The organism is Halobellus salinus, from assembly GCF_014646875.1.
GTDB classification, from domain to species: Archaea; Halobacteriota; Halobacteria; order Halobacteriales; family Haloferacaceae; genus Haloquadratum; species Haloquadratum salinum.
Window position 1 is genome coordinate 177,198 of sequence record NZ_BMOC01000001.1, and the last position, 19,144, is coordinate 196,341.

At 56.6% G+C, this 19,144-nt stretch carries 22 protein-coding genes and 5 tRNA genes; 15 read left to right on the plus strand and 12 right to left on the minus strand.

Features of this window, described 5'->3' with window-relative positions:
- Positions 1-132 precede the first annotated feature (132 nt).
- Entirely contained in the window at positions 133-840 is a 708-nt protein-coding gene (locus tag IEX72_RS00880) for a hypothetical protein (protein WP_188785505.1), read from the plus strand.
- A gap of 85 nt (positions 841-925) precedes the next feature.
- Here the strand turns inward: IEX72_RS00880 and IEX72_RS00885 are convergent, their stop codons facing one another.
- The 5 genes from IEX72_RS00885 to IEX72_RS00900 all read right to left on the minus strand — a co-directional run bounded on the left by IEX72_RS00885 (position 926) and on the right by IEX72_RS00900 (position 5,378).
- Complete coding sequence (locus IEX72_RS00885) at positions 926-1,207, minus strand: hypothetical protein (RefSeq protein WP_188785506.1); 282 nt, start codon at positions 1,205-1,207, stop codon at positions 926-928.
- A gap of 195 nt (positions 1,208-1,402) precedes the next feature.
- Positions 1,403-1,603 (minus strand): hypothetical protein, encoded by a 201-nt coding sequence (locus IEX72_RS15105; protein WP_229663686.1) that lies wholly within the window; start codon positions 1,601-1,603, stop codon positions 1,403-1,405.
- Between the two features lie 1,022 nt (positions 1,604-2,625).
- Positions 2,626-3,261: a PH domain-containing protein gene (locus tag IEX72_RS00890; RefSeq protein ID WP_188785507.1), complete on the minus strand. Its 636-nt coding sequence runs from the start codon at positions 3,259-3,261 to the stop codon at positions 2,626-2,628.
- 2 nt (positions 3,262-3,263) lie between these two features.
- Positions 3,264-4,598, minus strand: coding sequence for an outer membrane protein assembly factor BamB family protein (locus tag IEX72_RS00895; protein ID WP_188785508.1), 1,335 nt, complete (start codon positions 4,596-4,598; stop codon positions 3,264-3,266).
- A gap of 402 nt (positions 4,599-5,000) precedes the next feature.
- On the minus strand, positions 5,001-5,378 hold the full coding sequence (locus IEX72_RS00900; protein ID WP_188785509.1) for a hypothetical protein: 378 nt from the start codon (positions 5,376-5,378) through the stop codon (positions 5,001-5,003).
- Between the two features lie 140 nt (positions 5,379-5,518).
- On the opposite strand from IEX72_RS00900, the gene IEX72_RS00905 reads away from it, so the two are divergent.
- Positions 5,519-6,655, plus strand: a complete 1,137-nt coding sequence (locus IEX72_RS00905) for a tyrosine-type recombinase/integrase (RefSeq protein ID WP_188785510.1) — start codon at positions 5,519-5,521, stop codon at positions 6,653-6,655.
- A 128-nt stretch (positions 6,656-6,783) separates the two neighbouring features.
- On the opposite strand, the gene IEX72_RS00910 is transcribed toward IEX72_RS00905, so the two are convergent.
- Positions 6,784-7,107: an ArsR family transcriptional regulator gene (locus tag IEX72_RS00910; protein WP_188785511.1), complete on the minus strand. Its 324-nt coding sequence runs from the start codon at positions 7,105-7,107 to the stop codon at positions 6,784-6,786.
- Between the two features lie 238 nt (positions 7,108-7,345).
- On the opposite strand from IEX72_RS00910, the gene IEX72_RS00915 reads away from it, so the two are divergent.
- The 12 genes from IEX72_RS00915 (at position 7,346) to IEX72_RS00970 (ending at position 14,495) form a co-directional block, all read left to right on the plus strand.
- Complete coding sequence (locus tag IEX72_RS00915) at positions 7,346-8,182, plus strand: hypothetical protein (protein ID WP_188785512.1); 837 nt, start codon at positions 7,346-7,348, stop codon at positions 8,180-8,182.
- A 1,188-nt stretch (positions 8,183-9,370) separates the two neighbouring features.
- A tRNA-Gln gene (locus IEX72_RS00920) sits at positions 9,371-9,446 on the plus strand.
- A gap of 7 nt (positions 9,447-9,453) precedes the next feature.
- Positions 9,454-9,527: transfer RNA gene (locus IEX72_RS00925), tRNA-Asp, on the plus strand.
- Between the two features lie 386 nt (positions 9,528-9,913).
- Positions 9,914-10,000: transfer RNA gene (locus IEX72_RS00930), tRNA-Ser, on the plus strand.
- Between the two features lie 2 nt (positions 10,001-10,002).
- Positions 10,003-10,143 carry a hypothetical protein gene (locus IEX72_RS00935; protein WP_188785513.1) on the plus strand — a complete coding sequence of 47 codons (141 nt, stop codon included), beginning with the start codon at positions 10,003-10,005 and terminating at the stop codon, positions 10,141-10,143.
- A 143-nt stretch (positions 10,144-10,286) separates the two neighbouring features.
- Complete coding sequence (locus IEX72_RS00940; RefSeq protein WP_188785514.1) at positions 10,287-10,691, plus strand: hypothetical protein; 405 nt, start codon at positions 10,287-10,289, stop codon at positions 10,689-10,691.
- A 47-nt stretch (positions 10,692-10,738) separates the two neighbouring features.
- A tRNA-Glu gene (locus IEX72_RS00945) sits at positions 10,739-10,814 on the plus strand.
- A gap of 424 nt (positions 10,815-11,238) precedes the next feature.
- Positions 11,239-11,313: transfer RNA gene (locus IEX72_RS00950), tRNA-Arg, on the plus strand.
- Positions 11,314-11,427: 114 nt separating this feature from the next.
- Positions 11,428-12,957 (plus strand): TROVE domain-containing protein, encoded by a 1,530-nt coding sequence (locus tag IEX72_RS00955; protein WP_188785515.1) that lies wholly within the window; start codon positions 11,428-11,430, stop codon positions 12,955-12,957.
- A 155-nt stretch (positions 12,958-13,112) separates the two neighbouring features.
- Complete coding sequence (locus IEX72_RS00960) at positions 13,113-13,406, plus strand: hypothetical protein (RefSeq protein ID WP_188785516.1); 294 nt, start codon at positions 13,113-13,115, stop codon at positions 13,404-13,406.
- Positions 13,407-13,533: 127 nt separating this feature from the next.
- Positions 13,534-13,929: a hypothetical protein gene (locus IEX72_RS00965; RefSeq protein WP_188785517.1), complete on the plus strand. Its 396-nt coding sequence runs from the start codon at positions 13,534-13,536 to the stop codon at positions 13,927-13,929.
- Between the two features lie 119 nt (positions 13,930-14,048).
- Positions 14,049-14,495, plus strand: coding sequence for a hypothetical protein (locus tag IEX72_RS00970; protein WP_229663687.1), 447 nt, complete (start codon positions 14,049-14,051; stop codon positions 14,493-14,495).
- On the opposite strand, the gene IEX72_RS00975 is transcribed toward IEX72_RS00970, so the two are convergent.
- The 4 genes from IEX72_RS00975 to IEX72_RS00990 form a co-directional block, all read right to left on the minus strand.
- Positions 14,492-14,782: a type II toxin-antitoxin system RelE family toxin gene (locus IEX72_RS00975; protein ID WP_188785519.1), complete on the minus strand. Its 291-nt coding sequence runs from the start codon at positions 14,780-14,782 to the stop codon at positions 14,492-14,494. The two genes, IEX72_RS00970 and IEX72_RS00975, sit on opposite strands and share 4 nt — an antisense overlap.
- Positions 14,769-15,065, minus strand: coding sequence for a ribbon-helix-helix domain-containing protein (locus IEX72_RS00980; protein ID WP_229663688.1), 297 nt, complete (start codon positions 15,063-15,065; stop codon positions 14,769-14,771). The genes IEX72_RS00975 and IEX72_RS00980 overlap by 14 nt, the downstream gene beginning before the upstream one ends.
- 409 nt (positions 15,066-15,474) lie before the next feature.
- Entirely contained in the window at positions 15,475-15,921 is a 447-nt protein-coding gene (locus IEX72_RS00985; RefSeq protein ID WP_188785520.1) for an HVO_A0114 family putative DNA-binding protein, read from the minus strand.
- A gap of 71 nt (positions 15,922-15,992) precedes the next feature.
- Positions 15,993-16,283, minus strand: coding sequence for a toxin-antitoxin system TumE family protein (locus tag IEX72_RS00990; protein ID WP_188785521.1), 291 nt, complete (start codon positions 16,281-16,283; stop codon positions 15,993-15,995).
- Positions 16,284-17,108: 825 nt separating this feature from the next.
- On the opposite strand from IEX72_RS00990, the gene IEX72_RS00995 reads away from it, so the two are divergent.
- Positions 17,109-17,810, plus strand: coding sequence for a DUF7342 family protein (locus IEX72_RS00995; RefSeq protein WP_188785522.1), 702 nt, complete (start codon positions 17,109-17,111; stop codon positions 17,808-17,810).
- A gap of 516 nt (positions 17,811-18,326) precedes the next feature.
- Here the strand turns inward: IEX72_RS00995 and IEX72_RS01000 are convergent.
- Positions 18,327-18,740, minus strand: a complete 414-nt coding sequence (locus IEX72_RS01000; protein WP_188785523.1) for a hypothetical protein — start codon at positions 18,738-18,740, stop codon at positions 18,327-18,329.
- Positions 18,741-18,781: 41 nt separating this feature from the next.
- On the minus strand, positions 18,782-19,129 hold the full coding sequence (locus IEX72_RS15485) for a type II toxin-antitoxin system PemK/MazF family toxin (protein WP_394354585.1): 348 nt from the start codon (positions 19,127-19,129) through the stop codon (positions 18,782-18,784).
- Between the last annotated feature and the right edge of the window lie 15 nt (positions 19,130-19,144).

Genomic DNA, 19,144 nt, shown 5'->3' on the forward strand with positions numbered 1-19,144 from the left:
GTACTGAGCAGCTCTTGTCGTTGTTTTCAACTGAGACTCACTGAATTGGCCATCAGAACGTGCTTGCGTAGTCAGCGTCTCCTCGTATTTGAGGCCAACCTATATCAAGAAGAGTAACCGAACTCTCCTCACGTGAGTAGTTTCAACGAGTTGTCTGATGCCGAGCAAGCACTCGTGGATGACTTCGTTAGGAAGTCAGCGGAGAAAAGAGATCGTCTCGCGGAAGGACCAGTAAACGCCAATAGCGATCTTGATGAGAAGACCGTTCGGGAAGCCTTTGTGCAGATTCAGTCCGTGATTTCTGAGACTGATCCGCACGCACTTCGGGTCCTGACTCTGAAACGATTGAAAAGAGAAATAGAATCAAAATATGATTCGATAATCTCTCCACCAAAGGAGATGCCTGCTGACCCAAAAATAACAAGAGAGGACCTCAAACGTCTGCTAATCAAGGATGAGGCAACTAACTACTTCCTGCTGGTCGGCGGTATGATTGAGCAACTCTCGATTGATCTTATATTTGAGAAGGTTATCAGAGAGGATCGCCAGAGCGACAGCCAGCGGAAGCAGGTTAAACGGATGCCACAGACCGAGCGTGAAGAGATTTTGTATATGACAGGTATCATCGATAGCGGCGAAAAAGGTAAAATCGGACGGGCATACGGTACGAGAAACGATTTGGCCCATAATGCTGACGATACAGCAGTCACCGATGTGCTGAATAATGTTGATAGTGATATTGAGCGTGCATATGATGCCGTTGAGCTTCTCCACAAGAAGCTCTATGGTATAGATCTAAACCAGCGTCTTAGCAATCTTCTTGTTGACGATCCGATGTGATACAGCGTTCGTCTGTACTGAGCAGTTATCGTTCGTTGTTTTCAACCGAGAACCGCTGAATTGGTCATTAGATCGCGCTTGCGACTTATTCACTTGTCCATACGAGTTTGACTGTTCCAAGGGGTCCGCGGTCCTCATCATTCCCATCGGTATGTATGTGGTACGCGGTGTGATTTCCATCTCGATCCACCTCAAAAGCATATTCTCCTCCTTGTGGTCCTTCGACTTCCACGCGAACCTTGTCCTCTCGATTCTGAACCGATGTGACCGTTTTGGGAGTCTGGTTCTCCACCTCGGCCTTGACCGCTTTCAGAATTATCCTGTCGTCAACTTCGAGTCGCTTGGCCAGCGAATACAACTCTGTCATATCATACGAGATACATTCAGAGCGTTAAGAAACTGAGGGAGTAACAGACACTTCGTCTGTGTTGAGCGATCCGGTTATCAGAGAATTGTCTACCAAGCTATACGCTGTGTCCTACGTACGACTGCTAAAATCTATCACCAACTGAGGGTTCAAAAGGGCCAATTCGGCCGATCAAGTGGGCACCCGTGGTGTGGATTAGGCATCGAATCCGTTCCGCCTGAGTGCTTCTGCCAACTCGCTATCAGGGTCAACTGCGAACTCAACTAACGATGACTCTGGTCGTGTTGTCGTATACAGTTCGGAGTCAATGTTATCAGGAATTTCGTTCGCGTGTGTCTGATCAACGACTGCAACTGTTATTTTCGGCCGTGTGGCCGTGTCTGTTGACTCACCCATTATCTGACATTACGGGCAAGCGACGTTTGGCCTTTCGCATTCGAACGGAATTTGAGCGGATTGCCTGCTGGGAAGTCGACGAGATACAGAGATCGCCTGTAACCATACTCTCCAGAGACCTGGCTGTCGTGAGGGAGAGAGGTCATATCGGGGTCTCGCTGTAGAAATTAATGAATGTCGGTCTAGTGTTCACTGCGATGAAGTCCTGAATCACCGAACTTATTTTTCGAGTACATACTTACGATGTATTGTGAATGGGGGTCTTATTGTGTTGGGTGTCGGATGTATCGGCCTTGCTGTCTACACGGCACTTGACCCGCTCTCCCGGGGGCGCTCGTTTGTCAGCGGAGCGGAATGGGAACAGGACCCAAAACAGGCACAACGAAAAGACCGCGCTTATACATACGTCTGGGCCGGAGTTATGATACTCATCGGTCTGGCGTCGTTCCTCGTCGGACTCACCACGTGAGTTTCACATCTTTTCGTTACTAGACAGCGTCGCATAAGAAACGATACAGACGCCAAGCAGAGAAACAAGGTAACCACGTACCACACCGATTCGGTAAGTACTGTATCGCAAATATATCGGTGTGATATTATTCCAGATTGTCTCAATATATGTGTGCTGTCTTGAGCAATTCCCAACCCTATTTTCGGGTATAATCCCCACGAATTAGCCGAGAGAACGTGTGTGCGTATCGCTCAAGATGAGGTATCGTCTTGTTGTTGATTATCGAGGAGGAGTACCCCGCCGCTCGTCTCAAACGGTAAGTTCTTCAGCCGTGTAGCAGGAGTGCCAGCAGCGTATCGGCGACTGCTGATCACACTAATCTGAGTTCGCTCTGTGGAGACCTAACACACCGATCACTCAGATGTAATGTTTACACTCCGCTGGTAGGTACAGATGCGATGCGGTCTTCGGCGGCGTTCCTTCATCGTCTCTGTGGAACGGAAAGACCAGGAGTGAGGCCCGTGAGCGGTGCTCTGTTTAATTTAGTGCCCGAGAGCTTTAGATGCTCGTCTCAGAGCAAGTTCCGGATTTCATCCGCGAACATAGTTGGTGAGTAAATGTTGCGGATGACTACTTCGAGTGTCGCGCCGCCACCCGAGGCGACGCGGACGTTGCCGAGACCGACGAAGGCTTCCCAGATCGACTTGTTCTCCTCAACACCACGGACCTTATCAAATGGAATCTCCTGTCTTGTTAGTGAAATAAACCGGTACTCTTTGATAAGGCGTTGATTAGTTACATAGTAAGTTGTCAGCGTGTTCGTCCAGTACGCGTGAACTCCCGTTGAGAAGGTGTAGAGCCCAGCTACCAAGGATACGATCGGGTAGATATAGGGTTCAAACGTGAAAAAGAGGAGATACGCGGCCAACAGCAGCAGCACCAGTCCTAAGATCGTTTTAACGAGCGCTGCCCGTTGCGCCGGATTTCTGGTTTCGATGATCTCTTCGCCGTCTCGCATCGTCGGCGGGTTGGGAGCGGCGACGTAATGGACGTATACCCCCAATAGAATAATGAAGAGTCCGAATCCGACGAACGGGATCCCGGCTTCCTCGGGAACAAAGGTTTCGGCGACGCCAGTGTACAGCCCGACAGCCACGAGTGGCAATCCGAACAGTGCGCTCCACAGCGCAGGGAGTCCACGTGCCATTGTTACCGCCCCTGTGTCATCTGGTATAAGATCCCCAGGACCGAAAGCAGGAATCCCAGTACTGTCATATTCAGTCCATTCGAGATGAAATCCGGTTCATCCTCACCATTGGAAATAAACCCACGCTGCCGCTCAGTCGGTTCGCCCTCGTTGACCGTGGTCTCGTCGGGTGAAGAAGTCATATCGCTGTCGCCGTTTGCGGTTTCACCGCCGCTTCCGGCCTCACCCAAAACCCAGTATGCCCAGTCGGTGCCGACGACAACGCGCCCGTACCCGGCTGTCATAGCACGAACTGGCCCTTCGACCTCGAAGGTCCAGCCGCCGTCGCCGCCACCGACTTCGGTAGCGACGACGGTACCTGCCTGATCCCCCCAGTACACAATGTCGTCAACGACGATCGGGCCGCCCCTGACCGCTGCCCCGGTTGACGGACGTGCGACCTGCTCACCGGTTTCTGCGTCAAGCGCATAGAGGCTTCCGTCCTCGTTACCGGCGAAGACGATACCGTTAGCTACCGCAGGCGAGGTATGAAACGCTCCGTTCGTCTTGTACTCCCACACGCGCTCGCCGGTCTCGGTATCGTGAACTAGGATGTCACCGTCGTCACCTGTCCAGAATACCCGCCCGTTCCGAGCTGTCGGTGCCGCAATACCAGCACCCACGCGTTCTGCTTCCCACAGAATCTCACCATCTTCGGCGTCAAGGGCATACAGCCGACCGGGTGCATCCAACTCTTCGATCACTTCGTTGGGGAACGCGAGATCCAACGCCTCTGAAGATGCTTCGATGGTGGAGACGAACACGCGTCCGTCGGCGACCGCGGGTCGCACGGGGACGCCTTCGACAGCGGTCCGCCAAAGACCGCTCTCGCTGGCCTGCCCGGCGACCACTGCCCCCTCGGAGAGCGGTGCGAACCATCGTCCGTCGGCAGCAATCCCTAGGCCGCGGCCCATACCGAGCGACACCTCGTTGGTGGTGGTGCCGTCGGATAGGTCAACGCCGTACAGCGGTCCGTCGAGTGCCCGGGCGCCGACCACCGGCGTGTCGACGAACGTGGGAACCACCGGAGCGGAAGCCTCTTGAAACTGCCAGCGAAGGTCGCCTGACCCGACTTCGACCGCCCCCAGTCCGTTCTCGGCACTATGGATGTAGAGAGTCTCGTCGGCCAGCAAGTAGTCGCCGCGGTGAGCGGCGCCAACGTCGACCTGTGCGAGTTGCGTCGGGTCTGCCCGGAGCGGTGTTCCGGTCGGATTATAACTAGTATTCCCAGAGTCAAATCCCTGAGACGGCCAGGCTTCGCCGTCACCGCTGGATTGGGCTGCTACCCCGCTGGTCATAAGACTCCCGGCGAGAACTCCAACCCCCGACTGGAGTACTGTTCGTCGTCCAACCGGGGTATTCGCCCCGGCTCGAACGCTTTGTTGTATCCCCACCACTATGCAACTGTGTGTGAGGAAATAGACTATAATTTTTTCTGAATGTCACATAACATCTGGTGGATTATCTAGCGCTCAATTCACTGAATTGGCTGTCAGAACGAATTTACAACTTGATCAGACGTACTCACCGTAATGCCACCAAGCACTTACCACAGTTGTATTAGAATATACTATTAGAAGCGTATCACACGCTTCTCCCCCCCAACCCTCTCTCCGCAGTATAAGCAGCGTCAACTGATTCTCAAATTGTACTGAGTGATTCCGATGTTAACTGGTGTGAATTTTAGACTTCCCAAGGGTCTAAATGAATTGACTCTCCATATGCGGCAGATTCATATGTCGACCTGCTTGGTTGGTCTGTGACGTGTCACTCCGGTCTTTGTCCGGGAGGGTGTCGTTGATTCGTTCCTCTGCCCGGTCGTGGATTGTCGCAAGTTCCTCGTCTGAGAAGACCTGTGAATTGAATGTGTGTTTTATGTCCCCATTCACTTTTGAAAGGGTAAACAGCTCTGCATCAGTCTCGTATTCGGTGAGAATCCGGTTTACTTCGTTGTCGTTTACATCATCGTAGGGAAGCCTACGCTTTATTTCAGGGAAGGACAGCTTCGAATCGATGAGCAGACTCGCAATCTCGTAGCCGAGGGGTCGGTTGAGGTGCTTCATTTTGTCTGTTATCATTAATTTTGACTTTGGAGTGGACACGTATTGCTTTTATGTCTGTCAAATATTTCTATCACTGGAATACTTATAAATGATTTCGACGTGTAAGTGACTTACACCTCAACTCGTTTTCGTACCCCTGGCTCCTATGGGTTGCTATGAGCGCGGACTCGGAGATTCAGTTCGAATATTTATCTTCCGAGAGCGTTTCTGCTCTCAATTACCAGCAACAGGTCCTCTACTCTGAGTTGTGGGACGATCTCATCGCATACCTTCGCACGCAAGGGAAAACCCCTGAGAGAGGAATTGGGTACGAAGATTCCGGGATCCGACCGCGGGTTCGCCGTATCCACCAAGTGTTTGAGTACGCGTGGAATCAGGATCGGTTAGTCCTGGAATTAACTCCAGAAGTGGCAGATGAGTTCGTCAACGGATTACTAGAGGACACCATCACGAAGAACAACGGTGAGGCGTACAAGCGGGGCAGCAAGCGGAAGCTCGTCAACGCGCTCGAATCCTATTTCAGATTTGCAGACACGGAGTGGGAACCCGAGGTCGGCTTCCGCGATACTGCCCCAGCCTACGCGTCGGATCCATACAACAAGCGGGAGAGAGGATTACTTCTGAACGCATCGTTCGACTATCAATCTCCACCGAGTTATAGCAATGTCTTACCTGAAGAGCGGGATGCGTGGAACGCCTATCTTGCACAGCTCTTAGAAAAACCGAAAGACGAAGTGTCACCTGACGACTGGAAGGCGCTGAAAACGAGTTGGAAGTACCCTGCGTTGATTTCGACAACACTCGATGCTGGCTGGCGAGCAGGAATGGTCGGTCGGCTTCAAACAGCCTTCATTGACCTCGATAATGGTCAGATCGTCATTCCGGCAGAGGTCGCGATCAAGAATAACGAACGCTGGAAAGATGAACTCACGACCCGGTCAGTCAAACTCCTTGAAAAATGGCTGGCCCAGCGCTCGAACAAAGCAAAGTATGATGACAGCGATCATATCTGGCTTAATCGCAAAGGGAACCCGTACAATTCTGCCTCATTGAACGACCTGCTTGACAGCTTAATGGATGCGGCCGGGATCGAAGCAAACGGTCGGAAATTAACCTGGCACAGTATCCGGCACAGTACCGGGATGTACGTGTACGATCAAGAACGTGATCTCGAAATGGTCGCTGAAATTCTTCGTCACAAATCCCTCGAAGCCGCGCGGAAATATGCACACCCCACTCCGGAAGCGAAAACAGAGGTCCTCGAAGACATCCAAGGCGGAGTTTCGTTTTAATCACCGAGAGCGTGTTTTCTTCCAGCCCCAGCTGATACCGGTTCTCCATCAACAATCGCGTACTGAGGCTCGAAGAGAGGTCTACAGATGAACAAGGCGAGTGCCTCGGGGCTTGACCCCGAGGCGGTTCACTTGTGAATCGTAACGGATGGCCGTGTGATTTCGATCTGATCTGCAAGCTCACGGATTGCCGTTTCGAATTCATCTTCGCTTTCGCTATAGAGTGATTGTTTCTGAACTGCAGCAATACCGAGTGGAGTAATTTGATACAGCCCAGAGTTTTGGTGTGGACCGATTTTCTTCACGAACCCTTGATCCTCAATCGTCGGCAATTGTGTATTCACATACCCACGATCCCGCTCAATCAGGTCCGCAATGTTCGCCCCCGTATTCCGTTCTCCATCCGACAGGACATCCAAGATCAAGAAATCAGTCGGTCGTCGCAGTCGCATTTTAACGAAACAGGTATACTGCTGGAATATACTTTAAGTTTATGCTGGCGGGAAAAGAGAGAGTGGAAACAGCTCTTCGCGTGGGAGCGGCGGCATATTAAGATAGAGATTCACGGAGGTTTGTCCGTCCCGTGGCCTTTGTTCAGGGCTCTAGTCGGTACCTCCCATTGGCGGGATCCAATAGCCACTCTTTTTGTTATGCCTGGCTTTTTGCGTTCGTCCTGCGTATTCGCACCGGATGGCGCCTGCAATCACGCATTTTCTCGTCGGTGCGTCTCTCCTCTTATACGTCGCTCTCATCGCGCTTCTTCGGTATGAGTTTCCCGTCGAACACACGCTGTGGGTGGTTCCGATCGGCGGTGTGTGGGGCGTGGTGCCGGATTTTCACCACATCGCGCCCGCGTACAATGACGCGTTGTATGCGTTCCACGCGAGCCCGTGGGTGGAAGTGTTCGCACTGCACTACACGCTCGACCGGGCAGCGATCCGAGCGCAGTACCACGAAAGCATCTTCGCGGCGATCGCCGTCTTCACCGTAACAGTCGCGTCAGTGTGGATCGCAGCACGGTACCGGACGGTAACACGATCCGCCGAAACACGACGTGAGCGAGCAGTAATCGCGGGTGTTGCGACCGTCATCGCTGCCGGGCTTGCCACTATCGCGCTCGGGGTAACGATCAGCATTCACCAGTCACTGGGTAGCGTTGCTGCGCTCGTCGGACTGTCCGGCGTGTACACCGGTTGGGTGATCACAGGGGTCTGGGGCGTTGGCGTGGCGTGGCTGTGGACCATCGCAATCGAAGTCGCCTTACTTGAATCTCGCATCTCGGCTCCGGTGTTCGGAGCTGGAATCGGGTGTCTTGGAGGGGTTGCCACGTGGCTTACCAGCGCTATCGTTATTCTCCCGATCCTGACTAGCCAGTCGGTCCCAGTTGTTCACTGGGGCGGCCTCGCCGCACTACTCACGTACGGCACCGTCTTCGGTGCCGCCTACACAACTCTCCGCAGTGCATTCACCGCCCCCACCGAATGGACTACTCGTACGGCCACCGAGACCGACACGCACCGCGGTTGAGTAGCCAATCAAGCCATCTCAAGAGCGGGCTGTCTTCGTTTCAGCTCCTCCCGCTGCGACGGCTGGTTCGATCCGACTGCCGTTCGAACATCGAGGTAACTAGGGTCAAGCCAACGCGTCGCCAACGACCCGCATCCACCCGAAATCGCACCCGAACTCGGGCTGCGGAACGTGCGCCGCGCCAGCCCGGCACCCAATCGCGTCCGCCACGCAGGACGCCTCGCGTGACCTCGAACCGAAATACTGTATGTTGAAATACGATATTTTGAAATATGATTACTCAGAGTATTTCTATTAGTGTCCATTTTCGAGACGAAATCTACCTCACCTGTTTCGAAATGAAGACCTCTTCTTCGAAATGAAATTCGCCGATATCACGGGGTAGAAGCGATATGGGTTGTCCGAATCGATCACGGTCCCCGTACCACGATCGAAATGAAATCCAATCTCTCCTGAGAACACCCACCCCGTATTCGAAATGGAATCGTAGGTGAAGAAAGAACACCAGCACCCACACACCGTATTCGAAATGTAATCGTGGGTGAAGAAGAGACATCAGCACCCCCCACACACCGTATTCGAAATGTAATACCGTAGTTACTGACAGCGAGTGTCGGCTTCAACCCTGCCCACGGTGGGGCGGGGAATCTGCCTTGGGGATTCTTTTGAAGTGTGACTACCGTGCCTGTGGGTAACACACCCTGACTAATTTTAATACAATTGCCACGATATTCCAGGTTGACCTCGGATACACCCCTCAAACTGGGAGCGTTCAACACGATGAGTATCACTCGCCTCACCCCGCGGCGCGCTCGTTCTCGCTTAGCCGCGGGTCCCGTGTTCGGCGAGTGCCTCCAGGATCAGCGTGCGAAGAGACCGGGCGCAAATCGCCGGATCCACGTCGGCTTCGAATACGAGAGTTCGACGCAATCCGGCGACGGCCGGACACTCTCACCCGCATAACTCGGCCCTCATACGGACTACCCGTCAGGGGCCGGGGAACACGGGATTGCCGCCTGCCTGTGCCCAGTACTCGCTCAGTACACAGCCGGATGCGAGTGCGGGATGCCAGGCTCGCGGCTGCTTGGTTTCCGTTCGTTCCGATACAAGGGCGAACGGACTCCGTTCGCGCTGAGCGCACGGAAGTCGTCAGCCAACGGCCCCGCAGCGATAGCCGCGGCGATGCCGAGCCCCGGAGTCCCCGCTGGCGAGGGACGCCGGACTTTGAATCCGGAGGTCGCCGGTTCGATCCCGGCCGGGGCGACTCCGATGCCGACGTGGTGTAACCCGGCGAGCATACGACCCTGTCGCGGTCGTGATCCGGGTTCGAATCCCGGCGTCGGCGTACCCGGGAGGCAAAGCCAACCGGGTGCTCGTCGGAACGCGGTTCCGACGGTGTGGATGCGTGGCGTGGCCACGTGGGGATACCCATCGAGGGAGGCACAGGCCGTCTGTCCGATCATCCCGATCGGTCCAGCGGTAACGGACCCAGCAGGGTCTGCAACCTCCATGGTCCGGTGTGGTATTCCCGGGGACCTCCCGAAGTACGCCCCCGCGATGAGAAACGCAGCTACGACCGATCAGTCGCAGTTGCGCAGTCGTAATGAGTTGTACAGTTTGATGACCAACTGCCGAATACTCAGCAGTCTCTCTGAGCCGACAGTCCAACGTCCGACGGGCTGTGTCTTGAACGCACAGAACCAAGGGATCGAGCCCTCGTCGGCTCAGGGTGCCGCGACTGGGTATCGGGGAACCCAGCGGCCTACTATGCCGTGGCCGTCTGCGTTCGACCTCCCGGTTCGAATCCGGGTCGCGGCGTGATGACAACGAATGTCTGCCCCGCCTGCGAGGAGGAAGCGTCCCGCCACGTCCCGCTCGGTGAGTCAACATCCATCGACACGATTGGAACCGTGAACATCTGCGTCACCGAGGACGGCGCGTACTTCCACGGAACGAGGTAACCGTCATTCGTCCGTGCCGTGCCCGGGAGCTAGTGACTACTCTCGCCTCGCAGGCGACAGTCAGAAATTGAACAGTGCGTGCTGTCAAACAGCACGAGAACACGCAGGACCGAATCCTACCCAGCCCGCGTGAGGTGATGATAATGGGGCTCTTCGACACCGTTGAACTCGATGACGACGTCCACCTGCCGGAGTACCTCGAAGGGATTACTCCTGCCGAGGACGTCGACTGGCAGACGAAAAGCATCGATCGACCGACTATGACCACATTTCGGATTACGGCGGACGGGCGGCTCCTCGAAGAGGAGTGGCACACCGAAGCGGTCCCGCCCGAGGACCGCCCATACGCGAGCCGCGACGACGTCGGCGAGGACGATTTCCGCTATATGGCTGGCAGTCTGAATCGAGTCCACAACGGCTGGATCGAACGAGACGACTACCACGGCCGCTTCAAACTCACACACTCCTTCGAGGATCTCGAGACACTCGTCATGTATCAAGTGACGTTCACGCACGGGCAACTCGAGGGCTTCGAACGCCTGCGATAATCCGTGCGTGTCCGCCGTAACTCGGTGCTTGATTTCGTCCCTACTGCGCTCCCGGAGTCTCCGTTGGCGAGAGACGCCACCCTTTCAAGGTGGAGGCCGGGGGTTCGATTCCCCTCGGGAGCACTCGGGGGGCTGGCCCTGACAGCGTTTTCCCGTGTCTGACATAGCGGGCAGCCACGGATCCGTGACGCTGTCACGGTCGGCTTTCCCCAAGCGTGTGGTCGTCGAGGTGGTGCGTTTCTTCGCCCGCAAAGCACACCAACGGGAGTCATAGCCCGTCGCACCACCGGTTGCCCGACCGCACGTGGCGACCGCCGAGTCGGAGCGTTGCTTCGCCAGGAACTCGCAGGTTCAAATCCTGTCGGTGGCGCAGCCCATCGAGAACATCCCGGACAAAGAGCGTACGAGAGGACGCTCGACACCGGTCCCGCTCCGACAGTTTTCCGGTCGCCGTGTCGCCAGTGGCCGTCGATCTGGAGCGCTACGTCGATGGCACTCTACGGGTTCGAATCCGGTCGTTCGCTCCAGGAATTGTCCGGCCACTCGTGTTCCCGTAGCTCAGTCAGGACAGAGCACCGGCCTTCGAAGCCGGGTGTCGCACGTTCGAATCGTGCCGGGAACGTCCAGCCGAGCGAAGCGAGGCTGGGTACGGAGAGTTTCTCTCCCGATACTCGCTGCTCACAGAACGTGTGAGCAGCTGCGGTCGGAGCCACCTGTTGCGGCTCCGGGTGATAGGATGGAATTCAACACGCCAAAGCAAACGGTCGCGGAGGCAACACGGACCACCAACTACGAAGGTGGGGAAGCGTTCGAGCCTGCCGACCCTCGACTCGCATTGTACAAGCGCTCGATCAATCAGCTGCTGGAAGGGTCGTTCTATGAGTCAGATGACGAGCAGTTGGCTGCTGTCGTTCACCAATTCGATGCCGCCGCAGACGACAACCCGGAGTTCGTCCTGAAGCTCGCGGCCTATGCGCGGCAGGAACTCCACTTGCGGGACATCCCACAAGTACTACTCGTGCTGGCAGCCAACGACGACCGGTTCAAGGACGACTCCCCCGAGTCGCTCATCCGCGAATGGACGCCAGCGATCATCCAGCGGATGGACGAGACGGCCACCGCGCTCGCGGTCCACGATCAGCTGTTCGGCGGGACTGCGCCGTGGCCGCTTCGACGCGGGATCGAGGACGCGCTGGTGGAGATGGCCGACACCTACACGCTGGGCAAATACGACCTGTCGCGGCGTGAGGTGACGCTGCACGATGTCTTCAACCGCGTCCACCCCACGCCCGTCGACGCCGAGCAAGAAGCGCTTTTCGAGCGGTTTATGCGCGGCGGCCTCGACGACTCCCCCGGCGTTGACTCGTTGCCAGCGCCGAACACGTGGGAGACGGTCATCTCCGAGCGCGGCAACACCCAAGACGCCTGGGAACTACTCCTCAAGGACGACGAGTACACGCTGCCCATCTTCGCGTCGATCCGGAACCTCCGAAATATGCTCGAAACGGGCGTTCCGGAGGACACCGTCGTGAGTCACCTCGACCTGGAGGCAGTCCGGCACGCGCCGCTGTACCCGTTCCGGTACTACCAGGCCTACACCGCGCTGCAAGACGCGGATATCCAGGCACCGGCGGTCGAGCAGTGGCTCGAAGACGCAATTGATGTCGCGGTCGAGACGGTGCCTGGCGGATTCGGCGAGACCTTTGTCGCGGTCGACCTGTCGGGATCGATGGATCATCCGCTGTCCGCGAACAGCACGCTCCGACTGAAGGAGATCGGTGCGTTGTTCGGTGCGATCCTGGCCGACCAGGGTGCCGACATCGGCGGGTTCGGTGACGACTTCCAGACAGTTCAGACGCACGTCGAGACGCCAGTACTGCAGCGCCAATCGGCGGTATTGGCGATCGACGAGGATGTCGGGAACTCGACGAACGGTTGGAAGGCGATCAAGCACCTCCACGACCGAGAGGAGACTGTTGAACGAATCATCGTCTTCACTGATATGCAGATCTGGGACAAAACGCCGTTCACAGCGCGCGATTCCCAGACGGTCAAAGACGCGTTCGATACGTATCGGGACGAGGTGTCTGCGGACACCGCGCTGTATCTCGTCGACCTCGCAGCCTACGGCGACCTGGTGATGCCAGACGGCTACGAGAACGTCTACAACATCTCGGGATGGTCGGAGAACGTCCTCTCGTTCATCGATCACGCCGAGAATCCGAAGCAGATCATCGATGAGATCGAGGCGTTCGACCCGACCTAGCGCTGTCCGTATTTTTCCAGGATGCGCGAGTGGTGGAGTTCGGACACACGCGGTTGTGCCACGACCGAGACGGGCGTTCGAATCGTTCCTCGCGCACTCGGAGTACAGTTGTCGAACATCTGGCCCGTGAGACGCGCCTCATCGGAGATGATAGTATGGCAGTACCCAATACCACCGACCCAGAATCGACGACAATTGCCGTCGTGACGATCCGAGTCCCCAGCGGCGCAGATAGGGGCCTCGTCACGGACGCTGAGAGGCGTCTCTCGCGACCTGAAACTATCGACGAAATTACTATTGACGAACTGGATAGTATCGAGCCACAACTGTCGGCAACACTCATCACCGTCGAAATCACGATCCGGTGGACTACGGCGATTAGCGAGGCAGCGATCAGAGATAGACTGGCTGGTGTCTCGGGAGTTGAGTCAGTCAGACGGATTCGATAGACCGTTCAGAACGGCATAGCCACCATCCCCATCGGAGGAATGCCACCCTTCAGAGGCGGGAGGATGTCAAAGTCACTTCGAACCACGGCACCGAACCTAAGTATGTGTAGACTCTACACATACTTGAATGGCTGAAGAAAAAACCCGCGTCGATTTCAACGCTCCAAAGTCTCTCGTCGAGCGTGCCGACAGTGTCGTCGAGATCCTTGATATCTCTCGAACGCGGCTCCTCATCGATGCCTTGGAGGATGAACTCGAGGAGCTTGCAGCTGACGAGGAGTTCCGGCGTCGGCTCAGCGACGCCTACTACGACGGTCGTATCGGGTACGACACCGTCGACGATGTTCTTGGTCGTGAGGAAGCACTTCGAATGAAACTCCTGCGGGAATCGATCGACCGGACACCCGCCGAATCTCACGTTGAAGGCGGGCTCCCGAGTGACGATGCCTTCTACAACGGCGAGAGTCCTGACTGGACGGACTCTCAGTCATCTGAATCGGCGGACGACGAGCCCCACGTCTGACGATGTCGGAGCAAGCGATCGCCGTTGTCGACACCAACGTACTGCTGCATCTGGCACTCCCCGTTGTTGATAGCCGTCCAAACGCTCCGTCTGGCGCAGACCCGCTCAAAACACTCCTTATGGCGTATGATGTGCACGTTCCCGAACGCATCCTCGGGGAACTCACCGATGCGACAGGGAGTGGTGACCTGCTATCTGCAGCTGCTGCTCTCGTGCTCCAAGCTGTGCACCATCTAACGACCCACGATCACGATGTCGACCACCAGAGTGACGATCCGCTTGAGTACAGTCTCGACCGTGGCGAATCTGACTGTATCTGGTTGGCTAACGAGTTGGGAGCAGACCTCTTCCTCACTGCTGAGTTCAATACAACCAACTACCTCTTCATCAACCTCGCACTCAACGATCGGAATATCCTCTGTACAACGCCACACATCCTTTGTACGCTCGCGGCTCGAGCGGTTCTCCCCGCGGAATACGTTGCGGCCGCACTCACCTACTACGTCGAGACCAAAGGGTGGGATGCGCAGTATGTCGCCCACCTCCGGCAGCGATACCTTCCTTAATCATCACCCGGCTTGTAGGCGCCCGGACGCTTTTCGATGGTGTGGATCCACAGGATCTGGTCGGTATGGCGTGCTTTGCAGCCGAGCCGAAATGCACCGATTCGGAGCTTCGAATGCGGTGCACCGGTCAGTGGCTCTAAGTAGTCGCTGGGGTCGCGCCATTGGTCTGTCACGATTTCGTCGAGCTTTGAGACGATCCGCTCCTGTTCGTGCGGCTGTAGCTTTTCGTATGCTCGTTCCGCGGGATCGGTGAACTTCCAGTCCCAGTCGCCGTCACTCGGTCCCATCCGAATCCTCGTGCAATCGCGCTCGAATCTCGTCGCTACTGTATGTCTTCCCCTCGCCAGTCGCCAGTTGATGTTCGCTGGCAGCGATGTCTTTCCAGCTCTTCCGCGAAAACGCAGGGTGCTTCACAGCGTCTCGGAGCGCCCATCGGATGAACTCGCTTCGAGACGCGAAGTCTTCAGCCCGCCAGGTCGCATCTAGATCATCAAAAAATGCCTGCGGAATCTTCACTGTGAGCGTCGTCATATTTGGATCATCGTCGACCCCAGCATCGGTGTTAGACATACTCGTGTATTACTTTCGTGTTACTATAAGCGTTGTCGAATCGTCGATTCAAGCCATCCCGAACCCACCCACTCGTATCCCTGCCGCGGCAACAGGGTCGCGTACGACCGCCGCTCGTCCGTCGAAATCACGGGAATCCGACCGGCACGCTTAACGCCCCGGCGACAATGCGACACGCGAGCCACGACGATTCGTCGGTGAACGGGTACGAGGAGACATCGTCGACAAGGCGCCCGGGCGGGACGAGCCGGACTTCCCGTCCGTCCCGCGTCGCCAAGGTAGAGCGTGTTCGACGCCGGGTCTAACGTAGCGACCATAACGTCCTCGGCGAGCTTCGGTGACGCCGTCTGTGCTGGGCGGGTTACGGACATTCGGGGAGAAAGCTTCGCGCTTCAGTGCGGGAAATCAGTCAAGGTGCGGCAGTAGCCGTGTCGCCAGTCTCTGGGCCGAATGGGAGGTTGATCACGAGTTCGTCGAACCAGACGACCGGACGCTTCCGCTGGCCGTCTTCTTCGAAGAAAATTATTCCGAGCTGGGCGAGCTGGCTGAGTTCCTCGTGGACGTTCTTCACATCCCGGTCAACAACCCGTGCGGTCTCGTTGATGCTCGCTGGTTCTTCTCGACGGATGGCTTCGATGAGATCGAGCACCCGCGGTGTCAGCGTCCCCAGAAGGTCGTCGTAGCTGGTGAACGAGAGCGTCAGCGGGGATTCTACCGCGTCGCCCTGTTTGAGCGTCTCGATCCCGTCTGTGACATCGTCGTGGAACTCATCGGATGACTTCACGGTCACGACGAGAGTTGATTCGGCCCGAAGCTGTTCGCGTTCCATCGGGTGCAGCGGCGTGGTATCATTCATAGGTATCACCGTGGTTGATGGCCTCACTTGACCTCGAACTCGGATTTCGGGACTTCGCTCCAGAACCGATTTCAGAGTTCGACCATCCCGGGGAACGTGATACTGTCTGGGTCGGAGTCCGGTGCAACGTGCAGTTCGTGCCCTTTCGTATCCTCGTGCGAGTTGTCGTACCGACGAATCGTCCCATCATCAAGCGTGCGAGGCGGGTCTGGTTCTGTCGCGCCGTAGTGGAGTTTGTAGGCCCACCCAGACGGGTACGCGTCACGATCCGTGCGCATACAGAACACGCGGACGACAGTCCCGTCAGGATACTTCCTCCCCTCGCTCACACCATCGAGGTCGTCATCGGTCAGCGAGGCCATCCTCACACATTGGTACACAGGCCAATACAATAAGAATATTGGTTAGGATACCAATACTCGTCTACTCTCACTCCCGCCGCGGTGGCAGGTTCGCGTACGAGCGGCGTTCGTACGTTGAGGTCGGCGGGATCGGACCGACGCGTGCCACGTCTCCAGCGGCGAAGCGTTGGACGAGCCACGACGATGCGTCGGTGAGGGAGCACGGGGAGACGGTACTGGTCGAACGTCACCGCGTCCCCGAGGTCAAGCGTGTTCGACGCCGGATCGAACGTCCCGAACGAGACATCTTCGTCGTCGTTACGCTCCGGCGTTAACGCGTCCCACGCCGCGCGCCACGCGTCGTCATAACTATTGAGAACCACTCAGTAGATCGGGTACCCGAACCGTACCGCCGCGCGGGTCTTCGTACGGTACTTTTGTTCAGCACTGACGACGAACTCGATCCACGCCCGCGAGTCACCCCTCGTGACGAGACAATCAGCGACGGTCCGTTCGATCTCGTCGGGCGCGTGGAATCACGGTGCGTCCCGTTGCTGTTTCCGGTGCTGGAACGTGAGGTTCCCCCACAGGTGCGTCGCGGATTCGGTGCCGTTGCCGCAGAGTCGCCTGGTCTACATCGCCCTCGCTCCGTACTCGATGCCCTGGCAAGTGCGTTGTTCCCGTGGCTCTCCTGGATGTCAAGTGGGTCTATAGGAAGTGTCTCGACCGTAATCATCTCCGTGACTTTTGGAACGGACTTGTGCGCTGCGAGGTTGCTTGCTCCTGTCGATTCGGAGCGACACGAAATTCAATAATTATATGCTGTTCCAATAATTATTGGTTACTATGCCTGGCTCGGAGCGTTCCTCCTCCACGGAAAATGAGGAATACGAGCAGACTACACGTGAGCGGCTATTAGGGACCATTCATGCGCTTTCAGGACCGACGAAAGTCAGTGTGATCGCCGATATGGCGGATTGTTCTGACCAGGGGGCACGGAATATTTTGCGCCACTTCGAAGAACTCGGAATCGTTACGAAAACCGGTGACGGGCCACTCAAATACGATAAGAACGAGGCGTACTTCCGCTTCCGGCGGGGACACGAGCTTGCACAGTCGCACTCCGACACGGAATTACGCGCAGCGATCGCCGATCGGTGGAAGCAGCATCACCAGTGGAAACACGAATTCGACACGGAACATCCTTCCACAGTTAATATTGAACAGCTTCACGAAGAGCAGGGTGACGACGCCGTCGACGAGCTTCGTGAGTGGAGTGCGACATACGACGCGTTACAGGATCACATCGAAGCACTGGAACAGCTTCGAGACACGAAACTGATCCTTGACTCCGCAGCTGTAGTCCCACAGCAGACTCACCTCGCCCAGTCGCTTCTCCCGGCTCGGGACTCGTACTCACACGTGTTTCAGCACCTCAACACGCTGCATCCACCGTTCCCGGATCTACGCACGAACCTCCTAACCAGTCAGACGCAGACGGACATCACCGAGTTCTCAGACAGCAACGAAGCCCCGGAGCAGTCCTGAATGGTCGCGTTTTCGACCGAACCTGTTGACGAGTACACTGACAAACTTCGTCGGGTACTGAAACCCACGGGCGGTATTCAAATCCGGAAGGTAACGAATCCGACCGACGGTGAACGTCGAGTCCTCCTTGAGTCGAATACGTATCCTGACCCCGTCACGGCTATTGAACTCACGATCACCTATGCTGAGACTGGTGGGCTCTCAGTCACTTACCGTGAGAACTGGGATGGTGACTATTGGGAGTGCCGATGGGGACGCCATCCGAATGCTCACAATACCGATGACCATTTCCACTATCCTCCTGACGCAGGTACGAGTGATATGCCGCCAGCTGTTGACGCGAGTTACAAGCAAGACATACTCGTAATGACGGACATCGGTGATTTTCTTGCGGAACGATATCTCGACATCGTCAGCAGTGAGTCGGCTACATACCCATCTCAATACACGTGGACGAACGAGTACTGCTCTGCTACGTACGAGTTTCCTCCGTGAGCCGACGATCACCCCTCCTTGTCACTCCCGTCGGGGCGGCAGGTTCGCAGGCGACCGCCGCTCGTCCGTCGATATCGGCGGAATCGGCCCGACACGCTCGACATCCCCGGCAGCGATGCGACGCGCAAGCCACGACGACTCGTCGGTGAGCGGGTACGAGTTGCCAGCGTCGACAGGGTTCCCGTCCCGGACGAGCCGCGCTTCGCGTCCGTCCCGCGTCGCGGACACGCGATACGCGTCGCCTGCGATCCGCACCCACCCGAAATCACACCCGACCTCGGTCTGGCGAACGTGTGCCGCCCCGGCTCGATACCCCAACACTTCTTCGATGCGGAACGCATCCAGGGATTCGACAGGGACGCGGTACTGGTCGAACGTCACCGGTTCTCCAAGCGTGAGCGTGTTCGACGCCGGGTCGAACGTCTCGAACGTCACATCACCACCGAGTTCCCGTGGCGTCTTCTATGCCGTACGGGTTACGGTCGAATCATTTCGTCAATCGTGTCAGCAACGAGCCGCATCCCTTCAGACGTTAACGTTCCGGACGGGAGATTATCACGTATCGAGGATAGCGGAATCGTGTACACCGCCCACGGCATCACGTAACTCGTTTTCCGTAGCTCCACATCATCAAGCAAGTCGCTCGGCAACCGTGTTACTTCGTGTGAGTAGTCCGTCTGTGTCGTTAGACACACGACGGTGGCTTCTTGCTCAACGTACGGTCGGTCACCATCGGAAATCACGATGACTGGCCGCGGGTTACTGTGAGCGCCTGTCGGATCCGCAGCGAACACGAGACTCCCTTGCGGGTAATAATACGTCATCCTGCCACCCACACC